At 69.9% G+C, this 19,444-nt stretch carries 19 protein-coding genes; 18 read left to right on the top strand and 1 reads right to left on the bottom strand.

Going from position 1 to position 19,444, the window contains the following annotated elements; genetic code table 11:
* Window positions 1-24 precede the first annotated feature (24 nt).
* From M3148_RS02070 to M3148_RS01985, 18 genes are all read left to right on the top strand, one after another.
* Window positions 25-807, top strand: a complete 783-nt coding sequence (locus M3148_RS02070; protein WP_251302977.1) for an energy-coupling factor transporter transmembrane component T family protein — start codon at window positions 25-27, stop codon at window positions 805-807.
* Window positions 808-815: 8 nt separating this feature from the next.
* Entirely contained in the window at window positions 816-1,694 is an 879-nt protein-coding gene (locus M3148_RS02065) for an energy-coupling factor ABC transporter ATP-binding protein (protein WP_251302976.1), read from the top strand.
* A complete protein-coding gene (locus M3148_RS02060; protein WP_251302975.1) occupies window positions 1,691-2,545 on the top strand; it encodes an energy-coupling factor ABC transporter ATP-binding protein in 855 nt (284 codons plus the stop codon). Before M3148_RS02065 ends, M3148_RS02060 begins: the two co-directional genes overlap by 4 nt.
* A gap of 8 nt (window positions 2,546-2,553) precedes the next feature.
* Window positions 2,554-3,552, top strand: a complete 999-nt coding sequence (locus M3148_RS02055) for an NAD-dependent epimerase/dehydratase family protein (protein ID WP_251302974.1) — start codon at window positions 2,554-2,556, stop codon at window positions 3,550-3,552.
* Window positions 3,553-3,581: 29 nt separating this feature from the next.
* On the top strand, window positions 3,582-4,736 hold the full coding sequence (locus tag M3148_RS02050; protein WP_251302973.1) for a sialidase family protein: 1,155 nt from the start codon (window positions 3,582-3,584) through the stop codon (window positions 4,734-4,736).
* The gene (gene eda, locus M3148_RS02045; RefSeq protein WP_251302972.1) at window positions 4,736-5,374 is read left to right on the top strand and encodes a bifunctional 4-hydroxy-2-oxoglutarate aldolase/2-dehydro-3-deoxy-phosphogluconate aldolase; all 639 of its coding nucleotides are present in this window, start codon (window positions 4,736-4,738) and stop codon (window positions 5,372-5,374) included. The genes M3148_RS02050 and eda overlap by 1 nt, the downstream gene beginning before the upstream one ends.
* 110 nt (window positions 5,375-5,484) lie before the next feature.
* The gene (locus M3148_RS02040) at window positions 5,485-6,585 is read left to right on the top strand and encodes a sugar kinase (protein ID WP_251302971.1); all 1,101 of its coding nucleotides are present in this window, start codon (window positions 5,485-5,487) and stop codon (window positions 6,583-6,585) included.
* A complete protein-coding gene (locus tag M3148_RS02035) occupies window positions 6,572-7,204 on the top strand; it encodes a bifunctional 4-hydroxy-2-oxoglutarate aldolase/2-dehydro-3-deoxy-phosphogluconate aldolase (RefSeq protein ID WP_251302970.1) in 633 nt (210 codons plus the stop codon). Before M3148_RS02040 ends, M3148_RS02035 begins: the two co-directional genes overlap by 14 nt.
* A 1-nt stretch (window position 7,205) precedes the next feature.
* A complete protein-coding gene (locus M3148_RS02030) occupies window positions 7,206-8,201 on the top strand; it encodes a sugar kinase (protein WP_251302969.1) in 996 nt (331 codons plus the stop codon).
* A 222-nt stretch (window positions 8,202-8,423) separates the two neighbouring features.
* Window positions 8,424-9,467, top strand: a complete 1,044-nt coding sequence (locus M3148_RS02025) for a LacI family DNA-binding transcriptional regulator (RefSeq protein ID WP_251302968.1) — start codon at window positions 8,424-8,426, stop codon at window positions 9,465-9,467.
* Window positions 9,454-10,974, top strand: coding sequence for a sugar ABC transporter ATP-binding protein (locus M3148_RS02020; RefSeq protein ID WP_251302967.1), 1,521 nt, complete (start codon window positions 9,454-9,456; stop codon window positions 10,972-10,974). The genes M3148_RS02025 and M3148_RS02020 overlap by 14 nt, the downstream gene beginning before the upstream one ends.
* Complete coding sequence (locus M3148_RS02015) at window positions 10,964-11,935, top strand: ABC transporter permease (RefSeq protein WP_251302966.1); 972 nt, start codon at window positions 10,964-10,966, stop codon at window positions 11,933-11,935. Before M3148_RS02020 ends, M3148_RS02015 begins: the two co-directional genes overlap by 11 nt.
* A gap of 54 nt (window positions 11,936-11,989) precedes the next feature.
* A complete protein-coding gene (locus M3148_RS02010) occupies window positions 11,990-12,934 on the top strand; it encodes a substrate-binding domain-containing protein (protein WP_251302965.1) in 945 nt (314 codons plus the stop codon).
* An 86-nt stretch (window positions 12,935-13,020) separates the two neighbouring features.
* A complete protein-coding gene (locus M3148_RS02005; protein ID WP_251302964.1) occupies window positions 13,021-14,091 on the top strand; it encodes a hypothetical protein in 1,071 nt (356 codons plus the stop codon).
* Window positions 14,004-15,161, top strand: coding sequence for a phosphotriesterase family protein (locus M3148_RS02000; RefSeq protein ID WP_308203199.1), 1,158 nt, complete (start codon window positions 14,004-14,006; stop codon window positions 15,159-15,161). Before M3148_RS02005 ends, M3148_RS02000 begins: the two co-directional genes overlap by 88 nt.
* Entirely contained in the window at window positions 15,158-16,354 is a 1,197-nt protein-coding gene (locus tag M3148_RS01995) for a M20/M25/M40 family metallo-hydrolase (RefSeq protein WP_251302962.1), read from the top strand. The genes M3148_RS02000 and M3148_RS01995 overlap by 4 nt, the downstream gene beginning before the upstream one ends.
* A 30-nt stretch (window positions 16,355-16,384) precedes the next feature.
* On the top strand, window positions 16,385-17,131 hold the full coding sequence (locus tag M3148_RS01990; protein ID WP_251302961.1) for a glutamine amidotransferase: 747 nt from the start codon (window positions 16,385-16,387) through the stop codon (window positions 17,129-17,131).
* An 11-nt stretch (window positions 17,132-17,142) separates the two neighbouring features.
* Entirely contained in the window at window positions 17,143-18,060 is a 918-nt protein-coding gene (locus tag M3148_RS01985) for a PfkB family carbohydrate kinase (RefSeq protein WP_251302960.1), read from the top strand.
* Between the two features lie 324 nt (window positions 18,061-18,384).
* Here the strand turns inward: M3148_RS01985 and M3148_RS01980 are convergent, their stop codons facing one another.
* Entirely contained in the window at window positions 18,385-19,431 is a 1,047-nt protein-coding gene (locus tag M3148_RS01980) for a glucose 1-dehydrogenase (RefSeq protein WP_251302959.1), read from the bottom strand.
* Window positions 19,432-19,444: the final 13 nt, after the last annotated feature.

Genomic DNA, 19,444 nt, shown 5'->3' with positions numbered 1-19,444 from the left:
CGGCACACGACAGGAGGACGGGACATGCTGTACAGACCCGGAAAGACGTTCTTCCACCGCGCGGACCCACGCGCCAAGATCCTGGCCATCCTCGTCATCATGGTGCTCGCCCTGACGACGACACGGTTGGACGTCCTCGTCGCACTCACGATCGTCGTCATCGTGGGGTTGGCAGTGTTCGCCGGGCTGACGCCACGGGCGTACTGGAAGGCGCTCGTCCTCATCGTGCCGCTGATCCTGCTGCTCACCCTGCTGCAGTCGTTGGTGCAGTCCGGCGAGCCGATGTTCACGCTCGGCTCGGTGGAGTTCTCCGAGCAGGGCATCCTGCTCGGACTCGGCATCGGGTTGCGTCTCATGGCCATGGGGATCTGCTTCTACGGCTTCTCCGTGACCACCAGTCCGTCGGACATCGCCTTGGCACTCAACCGGCTAGGGGTGCCGTACAAGTTCTCCTACCTGACGAGCTTCGCTTTCCGCTTCCTGCCCCTCATGCAGGACGAGGCGCGGACCCTGCTGACGGCGATGGCCGTGCGCGGCTCGTCGGAGAGCAGCTCGAAGAACCCCTTCCGGCGCGGCAAGGCGATCGTGCGGATGCTCTTCCCGATGCTCGTGGGCTCGATGAAGCGCAGCGGCGAGATCTCCCTGTCCATGGAGCTACGGGGGTACGGACTGCCCGGCCCGCGCACCTACTACCGGACCCTGCACTTCCGGGCCGCCGACGCGGGGCTCGTGGTCGGTATCGGCGTCCTGGCCGCCGGCCTCGTCATGCTGCAGCTGCAGTTCGCCGACCTGCTCGTGCAGGCCTAGGAGGAACGATGACCACCAATCCTGTTGTCTCCGTGGAGGGCTTGTCCCTTCGCTACCACGGCGCCGAGCGCCGCGCGCTTGACGAGGTGTCCTTCGACGTCGCCGAGGGCGAGGTCATCGGCATCCTCGGTGCCACCGGAGCCGGTAAGTCCACGCTCCTCAAGACGCTCGCCGGCGTCATCCCCCGCCACGAGCACGACGCGGAGTACCGCGGCCGCGTCGAGGTGCTGGGCAAGGACGTCAGCGAGTACGCGAGCCTGACCGACATCGCCGCGCGGGTCGGCCTCGTCATGCAGGACCCGGAGGTCCAGCTCGTCAACACCGTGGTGCGTGAGGAGCTGGCCTGGGGAATGGAGAACCGCGGCGTCCCGGTCGACGAGATCCAGCGACGCATGGACCGCGCGGCGGAGCTCTTCGGCATCACCGAGCTGCTGGACCGCTTCACCCACGCCTTGTCCGGCGGTGAGAAGCAGCGGGTGGTCGTGGCCTCGATCTTCTGCCTCAACCCCTCCGTGATGCTCCTCGACGAACCGACCTCCGAACTGGACCCGGCCGGCACCGAGAGCGTGATGCGTGCCATCCAGGTCCTCGCCAGTGAGGGGGTCACGGTGCTCGTCGTCGAGCACAAGGTCGAGGAGCTGGCGATCTACGCCGACCGGCTCATGGTGCTCGACGCCGGGAAGGTCATCGGCATCGGCACCCCGCAGGAGATCTTCACCGAAGGGCAGGCGCCCTACCGGCCGCAGGTCATGGACATCGCGCTGGCCCTGCGCGAGAAGGGCTCCTGGCCCGCGGAGCGGCTGCCGCTGAGTATCGACGCCGCCGTGGAGATCTGGACAGGCGACCCGACCGACAACGTCCCGCAGAACCAGGAGGCGGCGCGATGAGCACCGACAGCGTCATCGAGGTCCACGGCATCCAGCACGTCTACGGCGGGCGGGTCCAGGCGCTCGCCGGTGTCGACCTCACCATCCACCGCGGCGAGTTCGTCGCCGTCATCGGCAAGAACGGCTCGGGCAAGACGACCCTGGCCAAGCACTTCAACGGGATGCTCAAGCCCACGAACAAGGGCGGGCGGGTGCTGCTTCGCAAGAGCGGCGGGGAGCTCATCGGCACCCGCGGCGTCCCGCTGCACAAGCTCTCATCGACCGTCGGTTACGTCTTCCAGAACCCCGACCGGCAGATCTTCCACGACACCTGCCGCGAGGAGCTGGAGTTCGGGCTCGTGAACCTCGGCGCGGACCCGCAGACCCTCGGCCCCCGGGTGGAGGAGACGCTGCGGCTGGTCGGCCTGGCAGGGCGCGAAGAGATCAATCCCGTCCACCTCAGCCGAGGGGAGAGGCAGCGGTTGGCCATCGCCTCGACCCTCGTCATGGACCCGGACGTTGCCGTCATCGACGAGCCGACCACGGGTCAGGACCCGGACGAGGGACGGGTCATCCTCGAGTTCCTCGCCCGGTACAACCGCACCGGCCGCACGGTGGTGATCATCTCCCACGACATGGCGCTGGTGGCCGAGTACGCCAGCCGCGTCATCGCCATGCGGACCGGCCACGTCCTGGCCGACGGTACCCCGCACGAGGTGTTCAGCCGCCCGGACGTCCTCGAGGAGACGAACATCCGCCCGCCGCAGGCAGCGGTGCTCGCCACCCGTCTCGGCTACCACGGCGTCCTCACCGTGGACGAGGCGGTGGCCGCGATGTCGGCCACCCGCAACCTGGCAGCAGCGAGAGTTTAGGAGCTCCCATGACCGTCTTCATCACCGGCGCTCGCGGCTTCGTCATGAGCGTCCTCATGCGCCGCCTGCTCGAGTCGGACCCTGACTGCCGGATCGTCGCCGCCGACATCACCGAGCCTGACGACCTCCTCATCCGCTCGCTCGGCGAAGGTGCTGGGCGCGTCGAGTTCCGCATGCTCGACGTGCGTGACGGCCACGCGGTCAGCGAGGCGATCAGCGCCGCAGCTCCCGACGTCGTCGTGCACGGGGCGACGGTCACCCACGTCCCGGAGTGGGAGGTGGCGGACCCGGCCCGGTTCATCGACGTCAACGTCATGGGCACCACGCGCGTCCTCGACGCCGCCCGGTCCACGCCGTCGGTCCGCAAGGTCGTCCACGTCTCCAGCGCAGCCGTCTACGGCCCGGGTACCGGTGATCCCGGGCCCTTGCCGGAGGACGCCCCGCTCCTGCCCGACGAGATGTACGGCGTGAGCAAGGTGGCCAGCGAGCTCGTCGCCCGCCGCTTCGGTCAGCTCTACGACCTCGACGTCCCGATCGTGCGCTTCACCAAGGTCTTCGGCCCGATGGAACGGCCGAGCGCCTCACGCGCCTCCATGTCGCTCCCGTTCCACCTCGCGTCCGCCCTCGTCAACGGTCACCCGACAGCATTGACCGAGCGCACGTCTCGGGCGGTCGGTGACTGGGTGAGCGCCGTCGACGTCGCCGACGCCCTCGTCGCCCTGTGCGGTGACACAGCGGTCCGGTCGGGCACGTACAACCTCGCCAGTGGCTCGTTCGTCGACGTCCCCGAGCTCATCGACCTCTTTGGCGCCGACGTCGTGGAGGCGCCGGCGGGCGGGGCCGCCGTCGACATGGACCCGGACCTCCGCGACGGCAAGAACGGCTGCTACTCCGTCCAGCGTGCAGCGGATGACCTCGGCTGGCGGCCCCGGGACCTGCGCACGCAAGTCGCCGAGTACGTCGCCTGGGCCCATGACCACCCCGAGTGCTTTCCCGCACGCGCCTAGACCCGACGTCCCAGAAGAAAGAAGGACCCATGGCCAACCGTGGCACGATGACCCCTGCCCAGATCCTCGTCCGTCCTGACGGCGCGAAGTACCAGGACGCCCACCGCAAGTGGCAGGGCATCCCCTCCCTCGAGCGCACTCCGGGCGGTCGCCTCTACGCGAACTGGTACACGGGGATGGAGACCGAGACCGGTGGCAACTTCGTGGTCGTCAGCACGAGCGACGACGACGGTGACACCTGGGAGAGCGTGCAGGTCGTCGTCGAGCACGACGACCCCGAGGTCCGCTGTTACGACCCGTGCCTGTGGACCGACCCGCTCGGGCGGCTGTGGCTGACGTGGAACCAGAGCAAGGACTTCTTTGACGGGCGCGTGGGCGTGTGGGCCGTCATCAGCGAGAACCCTGACGACGAGACGCCGACGTGGTCCGAGCCGCGGCGCATCGCCAACGGCATCATGATGAACAAGCCCACGGTCACGAGCATGGGGGAGTGGCTCTTCCCGACGGCCATCTGGTCCGACCACCCCCCGACGGAGGAGCACCCCGAGGTGGACGGCGAGCGGTACTCCAACGTCTACGTCAGCACCGACGAGGGCGAGACCGTCAGCTACCGCGGCAGCGCCGACGTTCCGAACCGCCAGTTCGACGAGCACATGATCGTAGAGAAGGAGGACGGCACCCTGTGGATGCTCGTCCGCTGCTATGACGGCATCGGTGAGGCGTTCTCCACCGACGGGGGACGGACCTGGTCGTCGGGCCGCAAGAGCCATCTCGAGGGCCCGTGCTCGCGCTTCCACATCCGGCGGCTGAGGTCGGGACGTCTGCTCATGATCAACCACCACGACTTCGGCGAGAAGCTCTCGCGCGACGAGGTGGAGGGACAGGGCAACGTCAAGGTCTGGAAGGGTCGTACCAACCTCACCGCACTCATCAGCGACGACGACGGCGCCACCTGGCCGCACACGCTGCTTCTCGACGCGCGTGACGACGTCTCCTACCCCGACGCCACCGAAGGTCAGGACGGGACGATCTACGTCGTCTACGACTGGCAGCGGATGACCGAGCGCAAGGTCTTCATGGCGCGCTTCACCGAGGACGACGTTCTCAAGGGCGAGCTGGCCGACCCGCACTCGCAGCTCGGCATCCTGGTCAACGTCGCCGAGGCGCGGCCGGAGCCGGTCTGATGACGGGAGCGGGTGCTGCGGAGGTCCTCGAGGCGCTCGAAGCCGCGCGGCTGGTTCCGGTGGTCGTGCTCGACGACGCCGCTCACGCTCGCCCGCTGGCCGGCGCACTTGTCGAAGGAGGGTTGCCGGTGGCAGAGGTGACGTTCCGAACCGCTGCTGCCGCTGCGGCGATCGCGGAGATGGCCGCCGACGGTCGGGTGCTCGTCGGTGCCGGCACGGTGCTGACGCCCGCGCAGGTCGACCAGGCCGCCGACGCGGGTGCCCGGTACGTCGTGTCCCCAGGCTTTTCCCGTGCGGTGGTGGACCGCTGTGCCGAGCGGGAGGTGCTGGCACTGCCCGGTGCCGTGACGGCCACCGAGGTCCAGGCGGCGCTGGAGGCGGGCCTGTCGACGGTGAAGTTCTTCCCGGCGGAGACGTCCGGTGGGGTCGCGGCGATCAAGGCCCTCGCGGCGCCCTTCGGGGGCGTGCGTTTTGTACCGACCGGAGGGATCGGGCCGGGCAACCTGGCCGAGTACCTCGCCCTCCCCTCGGTCGCAGCTGTTGGGGGCAGCTGGATGGTGCCGCGCGATGCCATCGCTGCCGGACGTCTCGACGACGTGGCGGCCATGGTCGCCGAGGCGGTGGCACTGGTCCGCTGACGCCATTGCCCTGATGCCGGCGCGGCACGGTTCGTGCTGCGCCGGTGGCCGACGACGGCGCTCTGGTGCGCCCCTGTCGCGTTCTGTTGTTCGATCCGAAGGAGAATCCGTTGAGTCTGCAGATCCGTGACGCCGCCGAGTGCCGGTATGACGTGCTGTCGTTGGGTGAGGTGATGCTGCGTCTGGACCCGGGCGAGGGGCGCATCCGTACCGCACGCAGCTTCCGTGTGTGGGAGGGCGGGGGGGAGTACAACGTCGCCCGCGGCCTGCGGCGGGCCTTTGGGCTGCGTGCCGGGGTGCTGACCGCGCTGGTGGACAACGAGGTGGGGCGGTTGGTGGAGGACTTCATCCTCACCGGCGGCGTGGACCCCTCCCTCATCCACTGGGTGCCCTCTGACGGCATCGGGCGCAACGTGCGCAACGGGCTGAACTTCACCGAGCGCGGCTTCGGCGTGCGCGGCGCGGTGGGCGTGTCCGACCGCGGGCACACCGCCGCCTCCCAGCTGCGACCGCAGGACGTGGACTGGGACCACGTGTTCGGTGAGCTCGGGGTGCGGTGGTTGCACACCGGTGGGATTTTCGCCGCCCTGTCCGACACCTCTGCGGAGGTGGTGCTGGCGGCGGTACAGGCCGCGAAGCGGCACGGCACGGTCGTGTCCTACGACCTCAACTACCGGCCCTCGCTGTGGAAGGACATCGGCGGGCAGGCGCGCGCGCAGGAGGTCAACCGGGAGATCGCCCACCACATCGACGTGATGATCGGCAACGAGGAGGACTTCACCGCCTCCCTCGGCTTCGAGGTCGAGGGTGTGGACGAGAACCTCACCGACCTGGACGTGGCGAGCTTCCGCGCGATGATCGAGAACGTCCAGGCGGCCTACCCGAACTTTGAGGTCATCGGCACGACGATGCGCAGTGTGCACACCGCGACCATCAACGACTGGGGCGCGATCGCCTGGTCCAAGGACGAGGGCTTCGCCCAGGCCACCCACCGGGAGCGGCTGGAGATCCTCGACCGCGTGGGCGGTGGGGACTCCTTCGCCTCCGGCCTCATCTACGGCCTGCTCACCGGGGAGCCGGTGGCCACCGCAGTAGAGTACGGAGCGGCGCACGGAGCGCTGGCCATGACGACCCCGGGTGACACCTCGATGGTGACCAAGGCCGAGATCCTCAAGCTCGCTGCCGGCGGCAGCGCCCGTGTTCAGCGCTGACTCTGGGCTCGCGCCCGGAGTCATCGCCATCGTCCGGCTGCCGGAGCCGGTGCCGGACGCGGTGCTCGACTCCGTCGTCGCCGGCGGGGTGCGCGCCATCGAGGTCACTGCGAACACCCCGGGCGCGTTCGACACGGTCGCGCGCTGGCGGGCGTGCAGCGACGTGCTCGTCGGGGTCGGGACCGTCCGGACGGTCGAGGGCGTGGGGCGCGCCGTCGATGCCGGCGCGCAGTTCATCGTGACCCCGACGCTCGTGGCCGCGGTTCTCACCGAGGCGCGGCAGGCCGGGATCCCGGTGGTCTGCGGCGCCCTGAGCCCGACCGAGATCGACTGTGCGTGGCAGCACGGGGCCACCGCGGTCAAGGTGTTCCCTGTCGACGCCGCCGGTGGACCCCGGTACGTCGCGGCGCTGCAGGCTCCCCTGGGGGACGTGCCGCTGGTGCCGACCGGGGGAGTAGATCCCTCTCTCACGCGGGAGTACGCCGCGTTGGGCTGCGTGGGCGTGGGCGTCGGCAGCGCGCTCGTGGCTGCCGACGTCGTGCGTGCCGGCTCCTGGGACACGCTGGAACGGCGCGCGGCGGCCTTCGCGGAGGCGTGGTCGGCCGGGGGCGGTGCCTGACATGGTGTGGCCGCCGCAGCCCAGCGCTCTGGGCACGACACTCGACGTCGTCGGCGTCGGGGAACCGATGCTGCTCCTCCAGGCCGACCCGCCCACGACACTGACGACGGCGACGAGCGTCAGTGTCGATGTCGCAGGCGCCGAGTACAACGTGTGCGCGGCGGTGGCCCGGCTCGGGGGGAGGACGGCGCTGCTCACGCGTCTCGGCGACGACGTGGCCGGCCGCCGGGTGCTCGCCGAGCTGAGTCGACTGGGCATCTCCGCGGACCTGGTCGACATCGACCCCGAGCGGCCCACCGGGCTCTTCTTGCGCGAGACACCGCCCGACGGCAGCCGGCAGGTCGCCTACTACCGCCGGGGATCGGCGGCAGCAGCGATGATCCCGACGGACGCCGCTCGACTGTGGTCGGACCGGGTGCCGCGGGCGGTCGTCCTCTCCGGCATCACCGCTGCTCTCGGGCCCGGCCCCCGAAGCCTGCTCGAGGCAGTCGCCGCGCGCGCGCAGGAACACGGGATCGCCGTCGTCGTCGACGCGAACCTGCGCCCCGGCCTGGGGCAGGTGGAGGCGGCCGTGGCGACGTTGCGGCGGATCCTTCCCCGCACCGACCTGCTGGTCCTGGGCGATGACGAGTCCGGCCCGCTGCTCGGTGCCACCACCCCCGACGACGTCCTGGCGGCTGCGGCGCGTGCCGGCGTGGGCGAGACCGTCCTCAAGGGCGGCGAGCGCGGCAGCTGGTACCTGGGAGAGGACGGCGTGCCACACCACTGCCCGACGCGCGCGACCGACGTCGTGGACACCGTCGGGGCGGGCGACGCGTTCCTCGGTGGATACCTGGGTGCTCGGCTCGCCGGTGCCCCGGCCGGTGGCGCCGCCTGGCTCGGGTCCGAGCTCGCTGCCGCCGTCATCGCCGTTCCTGGCGACACGGGGGGCCTGCCGTCTGGTCCCGCCGCCGCATCTCTCTTGACGAAGGTGAGACGGTCCGCGACCCCGAGCTGACATCGACGAAAGGGCGCCGGATGTCTTCGTGGGGGCTGAGTGACGAAGCCGTCATGCGGCTGAACCGCTCGCGCTTGTCAGGCGGCGATCGTGCGAGTGGGGTGGGCGGGACTGACGATCGCGCTTGGCGCAAAGCGGTTTGTTGACGCGGACCGCTCGGAGGGCTAGCGTGAACTTACTGAGCGCGCAAAGCGATTTGCGCTTGTCCCGATGGAGCGATGAATGTCCGTGTCGATCAAAGATGTCGCGCGTGTGGCGGGCGTGAGCCCCACCACCGTGTCTCACGTCGTGAGCGGGCGACGGCCGGTCTCGGATGAGACGCGCCGTAAGGTGCAGAAGACGATGGCCGAGCTCGGCTACGTCCCGATGCGCTCCGCGCGCAACCTCGCTCTCGGGCGGACCATGCTCATTGGTCTCCTCGTGCCCGACATCGGTAACGCGTTCTTCGCCGAGCTGACCAAGGGCGTCGAGCGTACGGCGGCGAGCCACGGGTACAACGTCATCCTCGCCAACACCGGGTTCGACCGGCAGTCGGCCCTCACACACCTCGAGCTCGTCCACTCGCGCGCCGTCGACGGCGTCGTCTACTCCGCCGGCTCACCCTTCACCGACGACGAGATCATGGCGGCGATCGGTGACCTGCCCCTCGTCACCGTCGACGAGACCGTGACGGCGAGCGCAGCGCCACTCATCACCTCCGACAACTACAACGGCGGTGTCCTCGTCGCTCGTCACCTCCTCGAGCTGGGCCACCGCAGTGCCCTCGTGCTCCACGCGGCGCCCGGGTTGGAGTCGTCGGAGAGCCGCGTGCGGGGCTTCGCTGACGAATGGGCGCGAGGGGGAGGTGCGCCACTCCAGCAGGCCGACGGCGGCTTCACCTACGAGGGCGGCCGGGATGCGTTCCACCGCTGCCTCGAGGACGACCCGTCCCGGGGCTGGACGGCCGTCTTCGCCACCAACGACGAGATGGCGCTGGGCGCACTCCGTGTCTGCCACGAGCGACGGATCGACGTCCCGGGCGAGATCGCGATCGCCGGTTTCGACGACATCCCGGCCGGTCGGACGTCCGGGCCGGCCCTCACGACAGTCAGCCAGAACGTCGCCGAGATGGGGGAGATTGCGTGCTCCTACCTCATCAAGAAGCTCAACGGCGAGGCACTTCCCGACTCGACCATGCCCCTGCCTGTCGCGCTCCTCGTCCGCGAGTCCACGTTGTACGCACACGCACCGCAGCCCAGTGAAAGGAGCGACCATGGGGACGAATGACGTCGGCACCGAGCTCGTCCGTCTCGATTCCGTCTCGAAGCACTTCTCAGGTGTCGCAGCCGTCAAGGACGTCAGCTTCACGGTCCGTCGCGGTGAGATCCACGTCCTCCTCGGCGAGAACGGCGCAGGGAAGAGCACCCTCATCAAGATGCTCGCCGGCGCCCACCAGCCCGACGGCGGCACGATCACCGTCGCGGGGGAGCGGGTGGTCATCGACAGCGCGCATCGTGCGCACGAGCTGGGGATTGCGACGATCTTCCAGGAGTTCAACCTCGTTCCCGAGCTCAGCGTCGCCGAGAACGTCCTTCTCGGCCGGGCACCGCGCCGGCTGGGACTCGTCGATCACGCAGCGGCACGCAAGATCGTCATGCCGTTGCTGGAACGTGTCGGACTGAAGGTGAACCCGAACGTCAAGGTCTCTCGCCTCGGCCTCGCGGGGCAGCAGCTCGTCGAGATCGCCAAGGCACTCAGCCTCGACGCCAAGGTCCTCATCCTCGACGAACCCACCGCGGCCCTCACCGACCAGGAGACCGACCGGTTGTTCGAGGTGATGAACAGTCTGCGAGACAGCGGTGTGGCGCAGATCTTCATCTCTCACCACCTTAACGAGGTCACCCAGATGGGCGACCGCGTCACCATCCTGCGCGACGGCGTCTCGGTGGCAGAGGTGCCGGCCGGCACCCCGAGCGCCGAGCTCGTCCGCCTCATGGTGGGCCGACCGATCGATGCCCAGTTCCCTCCGCGGCCTCCGCAGGAGCCGGGTGACGTTCTTCTGCGTGTCGAGGGGCTTACTCATGACGGCGACTTCGACGACGTGTCCTTCGAGGTTCGTGCGGGCGAGGTCGTCGGGCTCGCGGGTTTGGTCGGCGCCGGTCGCACGGAGGTCATCCGCGCGATCGCCGGGGCGGACCGCTACGACAGCGGAACGATCGAGGTCGCCGGCCGGCCGCTCAAGGGCGGCAACGTCCGTGCCGCCGTGGCGCACGGGATCGGGCACGTGCCGGAGAGCCGCAAGACACAGGGGCTCGTCCTCGACGCCGACGTCGCCGCCAACGTCACGCTCGCGAACCTGCCGAGGTACACCCGCTCGGGCTTCGTTGCGCGTCACCGGCTCCGGTCCGACGCGGCGATCATCACCAAGAAGCTCCGGGTCCGCATGCGCGGCCTCACGCAGCAGGTGAAGTCACTGTCGGGTGGCAACCAGCAGAAGGTCGTCTTCGGCAAGTGGATTCTCGCCGGCTCCAAGGTGCTGCTCCTCGACGAGCCCACCCGCGGCGTCGACGTCGGTGCGCGAGTCGAGATCTACGAGCTCATCAACAAGCTCGTCGCCGACGGCGGCGCAGTCCTCATGGTCTCGAGCGACCTGCCCGAGGTCCTCGGCGTCGCCGACCGCGTCCTCGTCATGAGCGAGGGCCGGATCGTCGGCGAGCAGACCACGCAAGAAGCCACACAAGAGTCGATCATGCGGCTCGCTGTCAAGGAGGTCGAGTCTTCCCGTGTCCACTGACGCAACATCGCAGCGCACGCCCTGGAAGCAGGTCGTCGGCAACGCACTGAGCGGCAACGGCGCGCTGCTCGGGCTCGTCGCCCTGGTCGTCCTGCTCTCGTTCGCCAACTCGCGTTTCCTCACCGGGACCAACCTGCTCAATGTCGGGATCCAGGCGTCCGTCATCGCCATCCTCGCCTTCGGGATGACGTTCGTCATCATCACCGCGGGCATCGACCTGAGCGTTGGCTCGATCGCGGCGCTCTCCGCCATCGTCACGGCGTGGTCCGCGACCTCGGTCGAGGTGAACCCGTTCCTCGCCGTCCTCCTCGGCATGGTCGTCGGCGCCCTCGCGGGCGCGGTGAACGGTGTCATGGTGGCCTACGGACAGATACCGGCGTTCGTCGCCACCCTAGCGATGTTGAGCATCGCGCGTGGCCTCACCCTCGTCATCGCCGACGGAACCCCGATCGGCACCCCGGACGTCGTCACGACCCTCGGCTCGACCATCGCGGAATGGCTGCCCGTGCCGATCATCGTCATGGCGGTCATGGGACTCGTGGCAGCCGTCATCCTCAACCGGACCATGCTTGGTCGTTCGATGTACGCCGTCGGTGGCAATGAGGAGGCCGCGCGCCTCTCCGGGCTCAACGTGCGCGGCACCCTCATGTCCGTCTACATCCTGGCCGGGCTCTTCGCCGCTGTCGCGGGCCTCGTGCTCTCCGGCCGACTGTCGTCCGCCGGGCCCCAGGCCGCCTCCGGGTACGAGCTCGACGCGATCGCCGCCGTCGTCATCGGTGGTGCCAGCCTCGCCGGTGGCGTCGGCAAGATCTCCGGCACCTTCATCGGCGCCCTCGTGCTCGCCGTCATCCGCAACGGTCTCAACCTCCTCAACGTCAACCCCTTCTGGCAGCAGGTCGCCATCGGCGTCGTCATCGCGCTCGCGGTGCTGGCCGACGCGCTTCGCCGTCGGCGCTCGTGACCCCTGCCGCCCCTCCACCCATACCCATCCACCACTAGCTACGGAGACATGACAATGACGTTCACATCACCTCGACCCAACCGTCGTCGCCTCACCGCCGGCATCGCCCTGGCCGCGGCGGCCGCCCTCGCGCTGACCGCGTGCGGCGGTGACGACTCAGCCGACGGCGGGAACGGCGACGGACCGCGCGTCCTGCTCGCGGTCTCGACGCTCGCCAACCCCTTCTTCATCGACATGCGTGACGGTGCCGTCGACGCCGCCGAGGCAGCCGGCGTCGAGCTGTCGATCGTCGACGCCCAGGACGACTCCGCGACGCAGGCCAACCAGCTCGCCGACGCCGTCAGCCAGGGCTTCGACGCCGTCGTCCTCAACGCCACCGACTCGGACGCGCTCACCCCGCCGGTCAACGCCATGGCGAACGCCGACATCCCGGTCATCACCGTGGACCGTCTCGTCAACAATGCGCCCGCGGAGACGTACGTGGCGTCGGACAACGTCGAGCTCGGTAGGCTCGCCGGCGAGGCGCTCATGGAGGCGATCGGCGGGGAGGGTGAGGTCGCCGTGCTCCGTGGGATCTCCGGCTTGCCGTCCTCCAACGAGCGGTTCCAGGGATTCAACGAGGCGATCGCGGACTACCCCGACGTCGAGGTCGTCGCGGCGCAGTCCGCCGAGTACGACCGCGCCCGCGGCCTGGACGTGCTCTCCAACATCCTCCAGGGCAACCCGGACATCGTCGGTGTGTTCGCGGAGAACGACGAGATGGCGCTGGGTGGCATCCAGGCGCTGGGTGACGCGGCCGGCACGAGCACCTACGTCGTCGGCATCGACGGCACGGACGACGCTCGCGCGGCGATCGACGCCGGAACAATGCACGCCACCGTCGCCCAGCAGGCCTACGAGCTCGGCAAGGTCGGCATCGAGCAGGCGCTGCGCTTCCTCGATGGCGAGACTCTCGACGAGGTCACGGTCGTGCCCGTCGAGGTGGTCACAAAGGACTGAGCTTCACCAACCCGGGGCGCAGCCGGCGCGTGCCCTGCTGCGCCCCGGGGCAGCACATCACTTCGACACACACGGGAAGCGTCACCATGAGCATCACCTACCGCGACCTCACGGCCCGGCTCACCGAGCAAGAGATCGAGCACCACACGATCGCGCTGCACGACGGGTCCCTCATCGTCGTCAGCCATTACGGCGGCCGCGTCTACGGGCCCTTCCGCGGTCCGGACCGGGGGTCCGAGACGTGGGTGCCGGAGGCGTTCGCCTCACCGGAAGCCTTCGACGAACTCGTCCGCTCGGGATTTTGGAATGTCGGCGGCGAGCGGATCTGGATCGGCCCTGAGGTCACCTACATCATCGAGGACCGCGACGACTACTGGGGCACCTTCGTCCTCCCCACCGCCATCGACCCCGCACCGCACACCTGCGAGAGCCGTGACCCGCTCATCCTGCAGCGGGCGGGGACGGTGACGGCGCGCAACACGGGCTCGGGCGACGTCACCTTCGAGCTCGGCATGCGGGTGCGGCCTGCCCCGTCGCCGCTGCGCTTCGTCGGCACGCCGGAAGACCCGCTGCGCGCACTCCGCTGCGCGGGCTACTCGGTGACGATCACGCTCGACCGTGGTGAGACGTCCGCACCGATGGAGTCGTGGGACATCGTCCAGGTGCTCGCGGGCGGCACCGCACTCATCCCCGCGGTCGGCGTCGCTGAGGTGACGGACTACTACGAGCCGGTCGGTGACCTCCTCACGCGGCGTCCCGGCGTGCTCGCGACCTCGCTCACCGGGAGGGACCGGTTCAAGATCGGGGTCAAGGCGCCTCATGTCTTCGGGCGGAGCGGTTACGTGCGCCGGCTCGCCGGGGACGAGTATGCGCTCCTCGTGCGTGACTTCGGCAACCGTGCCGAGGCGCCTTACGGCGAGGAGCCCGATTTCGCCCCGGGGGTCATGGGGGACTCCATCCACCTGTACAACGATGACGGCGGTCTCGGTGGCTTCGCGGAGGTGGAGAGCCGCGGCACCCCGACCGGCACCGACACCGACCGGACGACGAGTACGGACACCTTCACGTCGTGGTGGTTCTTCGGTACACGGGACGAGATCGACCGCGCCTCCGCCCACCTCCTCGGTGCCGGCGTCGGCGAGCTGGAGAACCAGTGAGCACGCAGCATCCGGAGGTCACGGTCAACACAGTGACGGGGAGCGTTCCTGTTTCGGAGCTCGGGATGACGCTCTCTCATGAGCACGTGTGGTGCGACGTCACGAACTACCTGTGGACGCCGCCGGAGCCATGGAAGCGTGAGCTCGCCGACCAGCCGGTCAGCGCCGCGATGGCCTGGGCGCTGCGTGAGGACCCGTTCTTTCACCCCGACAACTGCCGGCTCGACTCGGTCCCGCAGGCGGTCGCAGAGCTGCAACTGTTCACCGAGGCAGGTGGGCGCACGGTCGTCGATGTGTCGACTCCCGGCATGGGACGTGACGCCCGCCGTCTGCAGGAAGTCGCTCAGCGGTCCGGTACCCAGATCATCATGGGTGCGGGCTGGTACATCGATCCGACCCACTCGGCGGCCGTCCGGGCGGCCGATGTCCACCAGCTCGCCGGAGAACTGATCGACGAGGTGACGAACGGAGTTGACGGGACCACAGCTCGGCCGGGCGTCCTGGGGGAGATCGGTGTCTCCACCACGCCGACGGACTCGGAGACCACCTGCCTGCGAGCCGCCGCCCGAGCCCATGTCGCCACCGGCCTGCCCGTCTTCGTCCACCTCGACGGGTGGGCTCGCGCGGGCCACCAGGTCCTCGACATCCTGCAGAGCGAGGGCGCGCGGGCGGACGCCGTGGTCCTGGGCCACATGAACCCGTCCGGATCGGACCTTGACTACCAGGCGAGCCTGGCGGAGCGAGGCGCCTGGCTCGGCTTCGACATGACCGGCATGGGCTTCTATTACGCCGACCACGGCGGTCAGAGCCCGGCACCAGACGACGACGCCCGGCACATCGCAAGGCTGGTGGAGGCGGGGCTCGGGCACCGGGTGCTCGTGAGTCACGACGTGTTCGTCAAGGCGATGTGGACGGCCCACGGCGGCAACGGCTACGGGTACATCCCCCGGCTGTTCCTTCCCCGCCTCCACCGGCGGTTCGGCGTCGCTGTCGAGGCGGCCGAGGCCCTGCTCACCACCAACGTCAAGAACCTGTTCATTAGTGCGGTACGAGGAGGAGACAGCGCATGACCACTCACGAGGAGCGCGCGACCCGGGCTCTCAGCGACCTCGAGGAGCTCGTGGCGCTCGGCCCACGCTTCCACGGGACCAGCGGGATCCACGACGCCGAACGGCTGCTCGTCGGCTGGCTGGTTGGGATGGGCGCTCGCGTGCGGACGCAGGAGGTCCGGACGCCCGGCTGGGACCCCGGCGCCAGCAGCTCCCTGCGCGTGACGGCACCCCTCGAGCGCGCCGTCCCAGCGTGGCCGATGCTCTGGTCGGGCCCCGCCACGGGCGTGGTCCGCGGGCGCGTGCACGCCGTCGGTGTGCAGGGCCTGTGGGGCGACTCGATGGTGTGGACGAAGTTCGCCGTCACCGACGCCGACGGCGCTCTGGTCGCGTACCTGCACGCCCGTGACGGTGGCCCTGCGGCGCCCCAGCCGCTTCCCGCGGGCTCGGACACCTCCGTCCCGCACCTGGCACTTGGGCACATCGACGGTCTGTCGCTCAGCGAGTGGTTGGCCGACGGGATCACGGTGGAGGTCGAGTTGGCGTGCGAGTCCGCGCACGCGGGGGAGGCTGTCAGCCGGAACGTGATCGTCGACGTCCCGGCCGCCGGTCCTCAGGACCGTGGTCGAGTCCTCGTGTCAGGCCACTACGACACGTTCTTCAACACGCCCGGTGCGTACGACAACGGCTCCGGCACCATCGCGCTCGTCCACCTCGTGCGGCAGCTGATGACGCAGCCGCCCTCCCGTCCCGTGACCGTCGTGCTCACGACGGCGGAGGAGTGGCATCTGGCGGGCTCACGGCACTACGTCGAGCAGATGACCGCGAAGGACGGGGAGGAGCTCGATTTCGTCCTCAACGTCGACGGGCTCGGACGCGGGGACTTCATGGAGGTCTTCGCCGGGCCGGAAACCTTCGAGCGCGAGTTCCTCGCCGTCCTCGGCGCCTACGCCGCCGAGAACCGGCCGGACCTCCGGGTCCAGTCCCGGTTCCCTCCCACCTGCGGCACCGATCAGGGCGCGTTCTACGCGGCCGGTCTGCCGGTGGCTTTCTACACCTTCAACGACCTGCACCGGCTCCACCAGCCGGAGGACCTGCCCAACCCCGGCATCGCCGCGAACATCGCGTGGAGCGTTCCGCTCCTCACGCACCTGGTGGAGGTCCTGCCGAGGGCGGACCGGGTGCCCAGCCAGTCGTTATCCATCCCCTTCTGACACCACCAACCGACCACGAGGAGATCACCCATGTCACGAGTGCTGCTTGCCGGAGAGTCCTGGATCAACGCGGCGATCGACCACAAGGGGTACGACGCGTTCCCCCACACGCAGCTCGAGATCGGGTGCGCGCGCCTGCTTGCGGAGCTGGACGGCGCGGGGCACGACGTGACCCACCTCCGCTCTCACGACGTCGCCGAGCTGTTTCCCCTGACGCTCGAGGCACTCGACGAGTACGACGTCGTCATCCTCTCCGACATCGGGGCGAACAGCCTCCTCCTGCCGCCGCAGGTCTTCGCCCAGGGGCGGCCCGCCCCCAACCGGCTCAAGCTGCTGCGTGAGTGGGTCCGGGGAGGGGGCGGCCTCATGATGGCCGGCGGGTACCTGAGCTTCCAAGGTTTCCAGGCCAAGGCCAACTACGCGGGCTCCCCCCTCGAGGACGTCCTCCCGGTGACCATCCACCGGTACGACGACCGTGTCGAGGCGCCCGAGGGCGTGACGGGTGTGCTCTCCGGGGTGGCGCACCCGATCACCGACGGGCTCGACGAGACGTGGCCGATCCTGCTGGGCTACCAGTCGCTCGTCGCGAAGGACGAGGCGACGGTCCTGGCCACGATCGAGTCCGAGCCGCTGCTGGCCGTGGTCGAGGTAGGAGAGGGCCGCACCGTCGCCTTCGCGTCGGACATCTCCCCGCACTGGGCACCCGAGGAGTTCATGGGGTGGGCCGGCTACGGCCCCCTCTTCGACCGCTGCGTGCGCTGGCTGGCCGGGAGCTAGGGGAGTTCATCGTGGCTGACTCCAAGCAGGACAGCCCCGAGGTCGCCGTCGTCGGTTCCGCCAACGTCGACTTGGTCGTACCCGTCCCGCGCCACCCGGTCGGCGGGGAGACGATCCTCGGCGGTGACGTCGTACGCCATCCCGGCGGGAAGGGCGCCAACCAGGCTGTCGCGGCTGCGCGCGCTGGAGGCGTCCGGACGACGTTCATCGGCGCCCTGGGTCGGGACGCGTCCGGTGACCTCATCGCGGGGTCGCTGCGAGCCGCCGGCGTGGACGTCTCCCTGGTCGACCGGGTGGACACCCCCACCGGGACGGCGCTGATCGCGGTCTCGCCCACGGGTGAGAACACGATCATCGTCGCGCCGGGTGCCAACCGGCACGTGGGCATCGGACGCGCGCAGGCACGGCGCATCGCGGCCGCGGCCGTGCTCCTCGCCCAGCTCGAGGTGCCACTCGAAGTCATCCGGCAGGCGGTGGAGGCCCGTGCCGCCGACACGCTCGTCGTCCTCAATGCGGCCCCGTCCCAGGACCTACCGAAGTGGTTGTGGGGTGCTCTCGACGTCCTCGTCGTCAACGAGCACGAGGCGGCGGACCTCGCGGGCACGGGTGGGGCGCCCGCGGTGCTCGCCGAGGCACTACTCCGTCGAGTGCCCGCGGTCGTCGTCACCCTCGGCGGGGAGGGCAGCCTCGTCGCGACGAGGGAAGGCGGACAGGTGATGGTGGGCGCTTTCAGTGTCGACGTCGTCGACACGACGGGCGCGGGCGACACCTACTGCGGCGTCCTTGCCGCCGAGCTCGCGAAGGGAAGGGACCTTGTTGAGGCGGCTCAGGTAGCGGCCGCCGCCGGGGCGCTCGCCACCACGGCCGCCGGTGCACAGGAAGCGGTACCGACGGCAGCCGACGTCACCGGGCTCGTCAGTGCCCGCTGAGCCCGGCCGGAACCCTCGACCGCCCACGACGCGAGAGCGACCGACGTCACCCGAGGGCCTGTCCGGCACGATGTGCCGGACAGGCCCTCCTCTGCGGGCGGCGAGTGCCACGAAAGTACAGGCGCGACGCCGCCTGAAACTGTGTTCTCGGCGAGCATGGCGCCGAAGCGCAGGTACGTTCGTCCGGAGTGGCGGTGGCCGCCGCCGCCGTGGGCGGGGTCGCGATCCACGTCATCGGTCCTCCGCCCCCTTCTGCTCGTCCGCTCCCGGGAAGTCGCCTCACGCGGCCGGGCAAGTACTTCGGTCGCCGTCGTCCTCCCGCCTCTACAGGTCGATGACGACCTTGATGTCCTCGTCCTCGGCCGCGAAGGCCTCGGCGGCGCGCTCGAGGGGCACCCGGCGGGTGATGAGCCGGCGCAGCCAGCCGAGGTCCGCGCGGGCGAGTGCTTCTGCGGCGGCCTGATAGTGGCTGAGGTTGGCGTTGACCGACCCGACGACGGCGTCGTTCTCCAGCACGATCTCGCGGTTGAGGGCGCCGGCGTCGAGCGACACGCTCCGCCCGGCCGACGAGACGCCAGTGAGGCAGACGATGCCGTAGGGGGCGGTGCCGGCCATGGCGGCGAGCACCACCGAGCTGGCCCCGGTGGCCTCGATGACGACGTCGGGGCGCACCCGTTCCATCACGTCGTCGGGCGCGTCGCTGTGGTAGGTGCCCCCGAGCTCCGCGACGAGTCCGGGCTTGGCCCCGCCGGTGACGCGGTCAAGGACGTGGACGTCCAGACCGCGTTGCTCACCGAGTAGGGCGGCGAGCAGGCCGATCGGGCCGGCTCCTGTGACGAGCACCCGCTGGGGCTCGAACCAGGCCCGGGCGCCGATCTTCTCCACCTGCTCCCACGCCTTGGCGACGACGGTGGTCGGCTCCAGCAGCATCCCCACCTCACGCAGGGCCGGGTCGAGCCGGACGGCGTAGTGCGGCTCGACGCACCAGCGCTCACTGCCGTAGCCGTCGATCTCCTTGATCCCACGCTCGGTGTACCGGCCGTTGCGGCACATGTCGAACTGCCCGTGCGCGCAGGCGCCGCACGGCTCGGGGTCGGGCCGCCGCACGACACCGACGACGAGGTCGCCGGCGGTGAAGCCGGAGTCCTGGGGAGCCTGGAGGACCCGCCCGAGGGACTCGTGGCCCAGCACGAGCCGCTGCCGGCCGGGGGGCGCCCAGCCGTACTCGCCGGCGGCGATCTCGCGGTCGGTACCGCACACGCCGAGGGACAGGCCCTCGACGAGGAGCTCGCCGTCGGCCGGCTCGGGCTCGGGCTCGTCGGTGACAGCCAGCGTCCCGGCCTGGCCGGGGGTGAGGGTCAGTGCGCGCATGGTTCTCCTGTCC

Origin of the sequence: Georgenia satyanarayanai, from assembly GCF_023715365.1 — a bacterium.
GTDB lineage: Bacteria > Actinomycetota > Actinomycetes > Actinomycetales > Actinomycetaceae > Oceanitalea > Oceanitalea satyanarayanai_B.
Note: the sequence above shows the minus strand (reverse complement) of the source record. Positions and strands in the feature narration are given on the sequence as shown.

Coding starts and splice junctions, on each gene's coding strand:
- M3148_RS02070 (WP_251302977.1), top strand. CDS start 25: ATGCTGTACAGACCCGGAAAGACGTTCTTCCACCGCGCGGACCCACGC.
- M3148_RS02065 (WP_251302976.1), top strand. CDS start 816: ATGACCACCAATCCTGTTGTCTCCGTGGAGGGCTTGTCCCTTCGCTAC.
- M3148_RS02060 (WP_251302975.1), top strand. CDS start 1,691: ATGAGCACCGACAGCGTCATCGAGGTCCACGGCATCCAGCACGTCTAC.
- M3148_RS02055 (WP_251302974.1), top strand. CDS start 2,554: ATGACCGTCTTCATCACCGGCGCTCGCGGCTTCGTCATGAGCGTCCTC.
- M3148_RS02050 (WP_251302973.1), top strand. CDS start 3,582: ATGGCCAACCGTGGCACGATGACCCCTGCCCAGATCCTCGTCCGTCCT.
- eda (WP_251302972.1), top strand. CDS start 4,736: ATGACGGGAGCGGGTGCTGCGGAGGTCCTCGAGGCGCTCGAAGCCGCG.
- M3148_RS02030 (WP_251302969.1), top strand. CDS start 7,206: ATGGTGTGGCCGCCGCAGCCCAGCGCTCTGGGCACGACACTCGACGTC.
- M3148_RS02025 (WP_251302968.1), top strand. CDS start 8,424: ATGTCCGTGTCGATCAAAGATGTCGCGCGTGTGGCGGGCGTGAGCCCC.
- M3148_RS02020 (WP_251302967.1), top strand. CDS start 9,454: ATGGGGACGAATGACGTCGGCACCGAGCTCGTCCGTCTCGATTCCGTC.
- M3148_RS02010 (WP_251302965.1), top strand. CDS start 11,990: ATGACGTTCACATCACCTCGACCCAACCGTCGTCGCCTCACCGCCGGC.
- M3148_RS02005 (WP_251302964.1), top strand. CDS start 13,021: ATGAGCATCACCTACCGCGACCTCACGGCCCGGCTCACCGAGCAAGAG.
- M3148_RS01995 (WP_251302962.1), top strand. CDS start 15,158: ATGACCACTCACGAGGAGCGCGCGACCCGGGCTCTCAGCGACCTCGAG.
- M3148_RS01990 (WP_251302961.1), top strand. CDS start 16,385: ATGTCACGAGTGCTGCTTGCCGGAGAGTCCTGGATCAACGCGGCGATC.
- M3148_RS01980 (WP_251302959.1), bottom strand. CDS start 19,431: ATGCGCGCACTGACCCTCACCCCCGGCCAGGCCGGGACGCTGGCTGTC.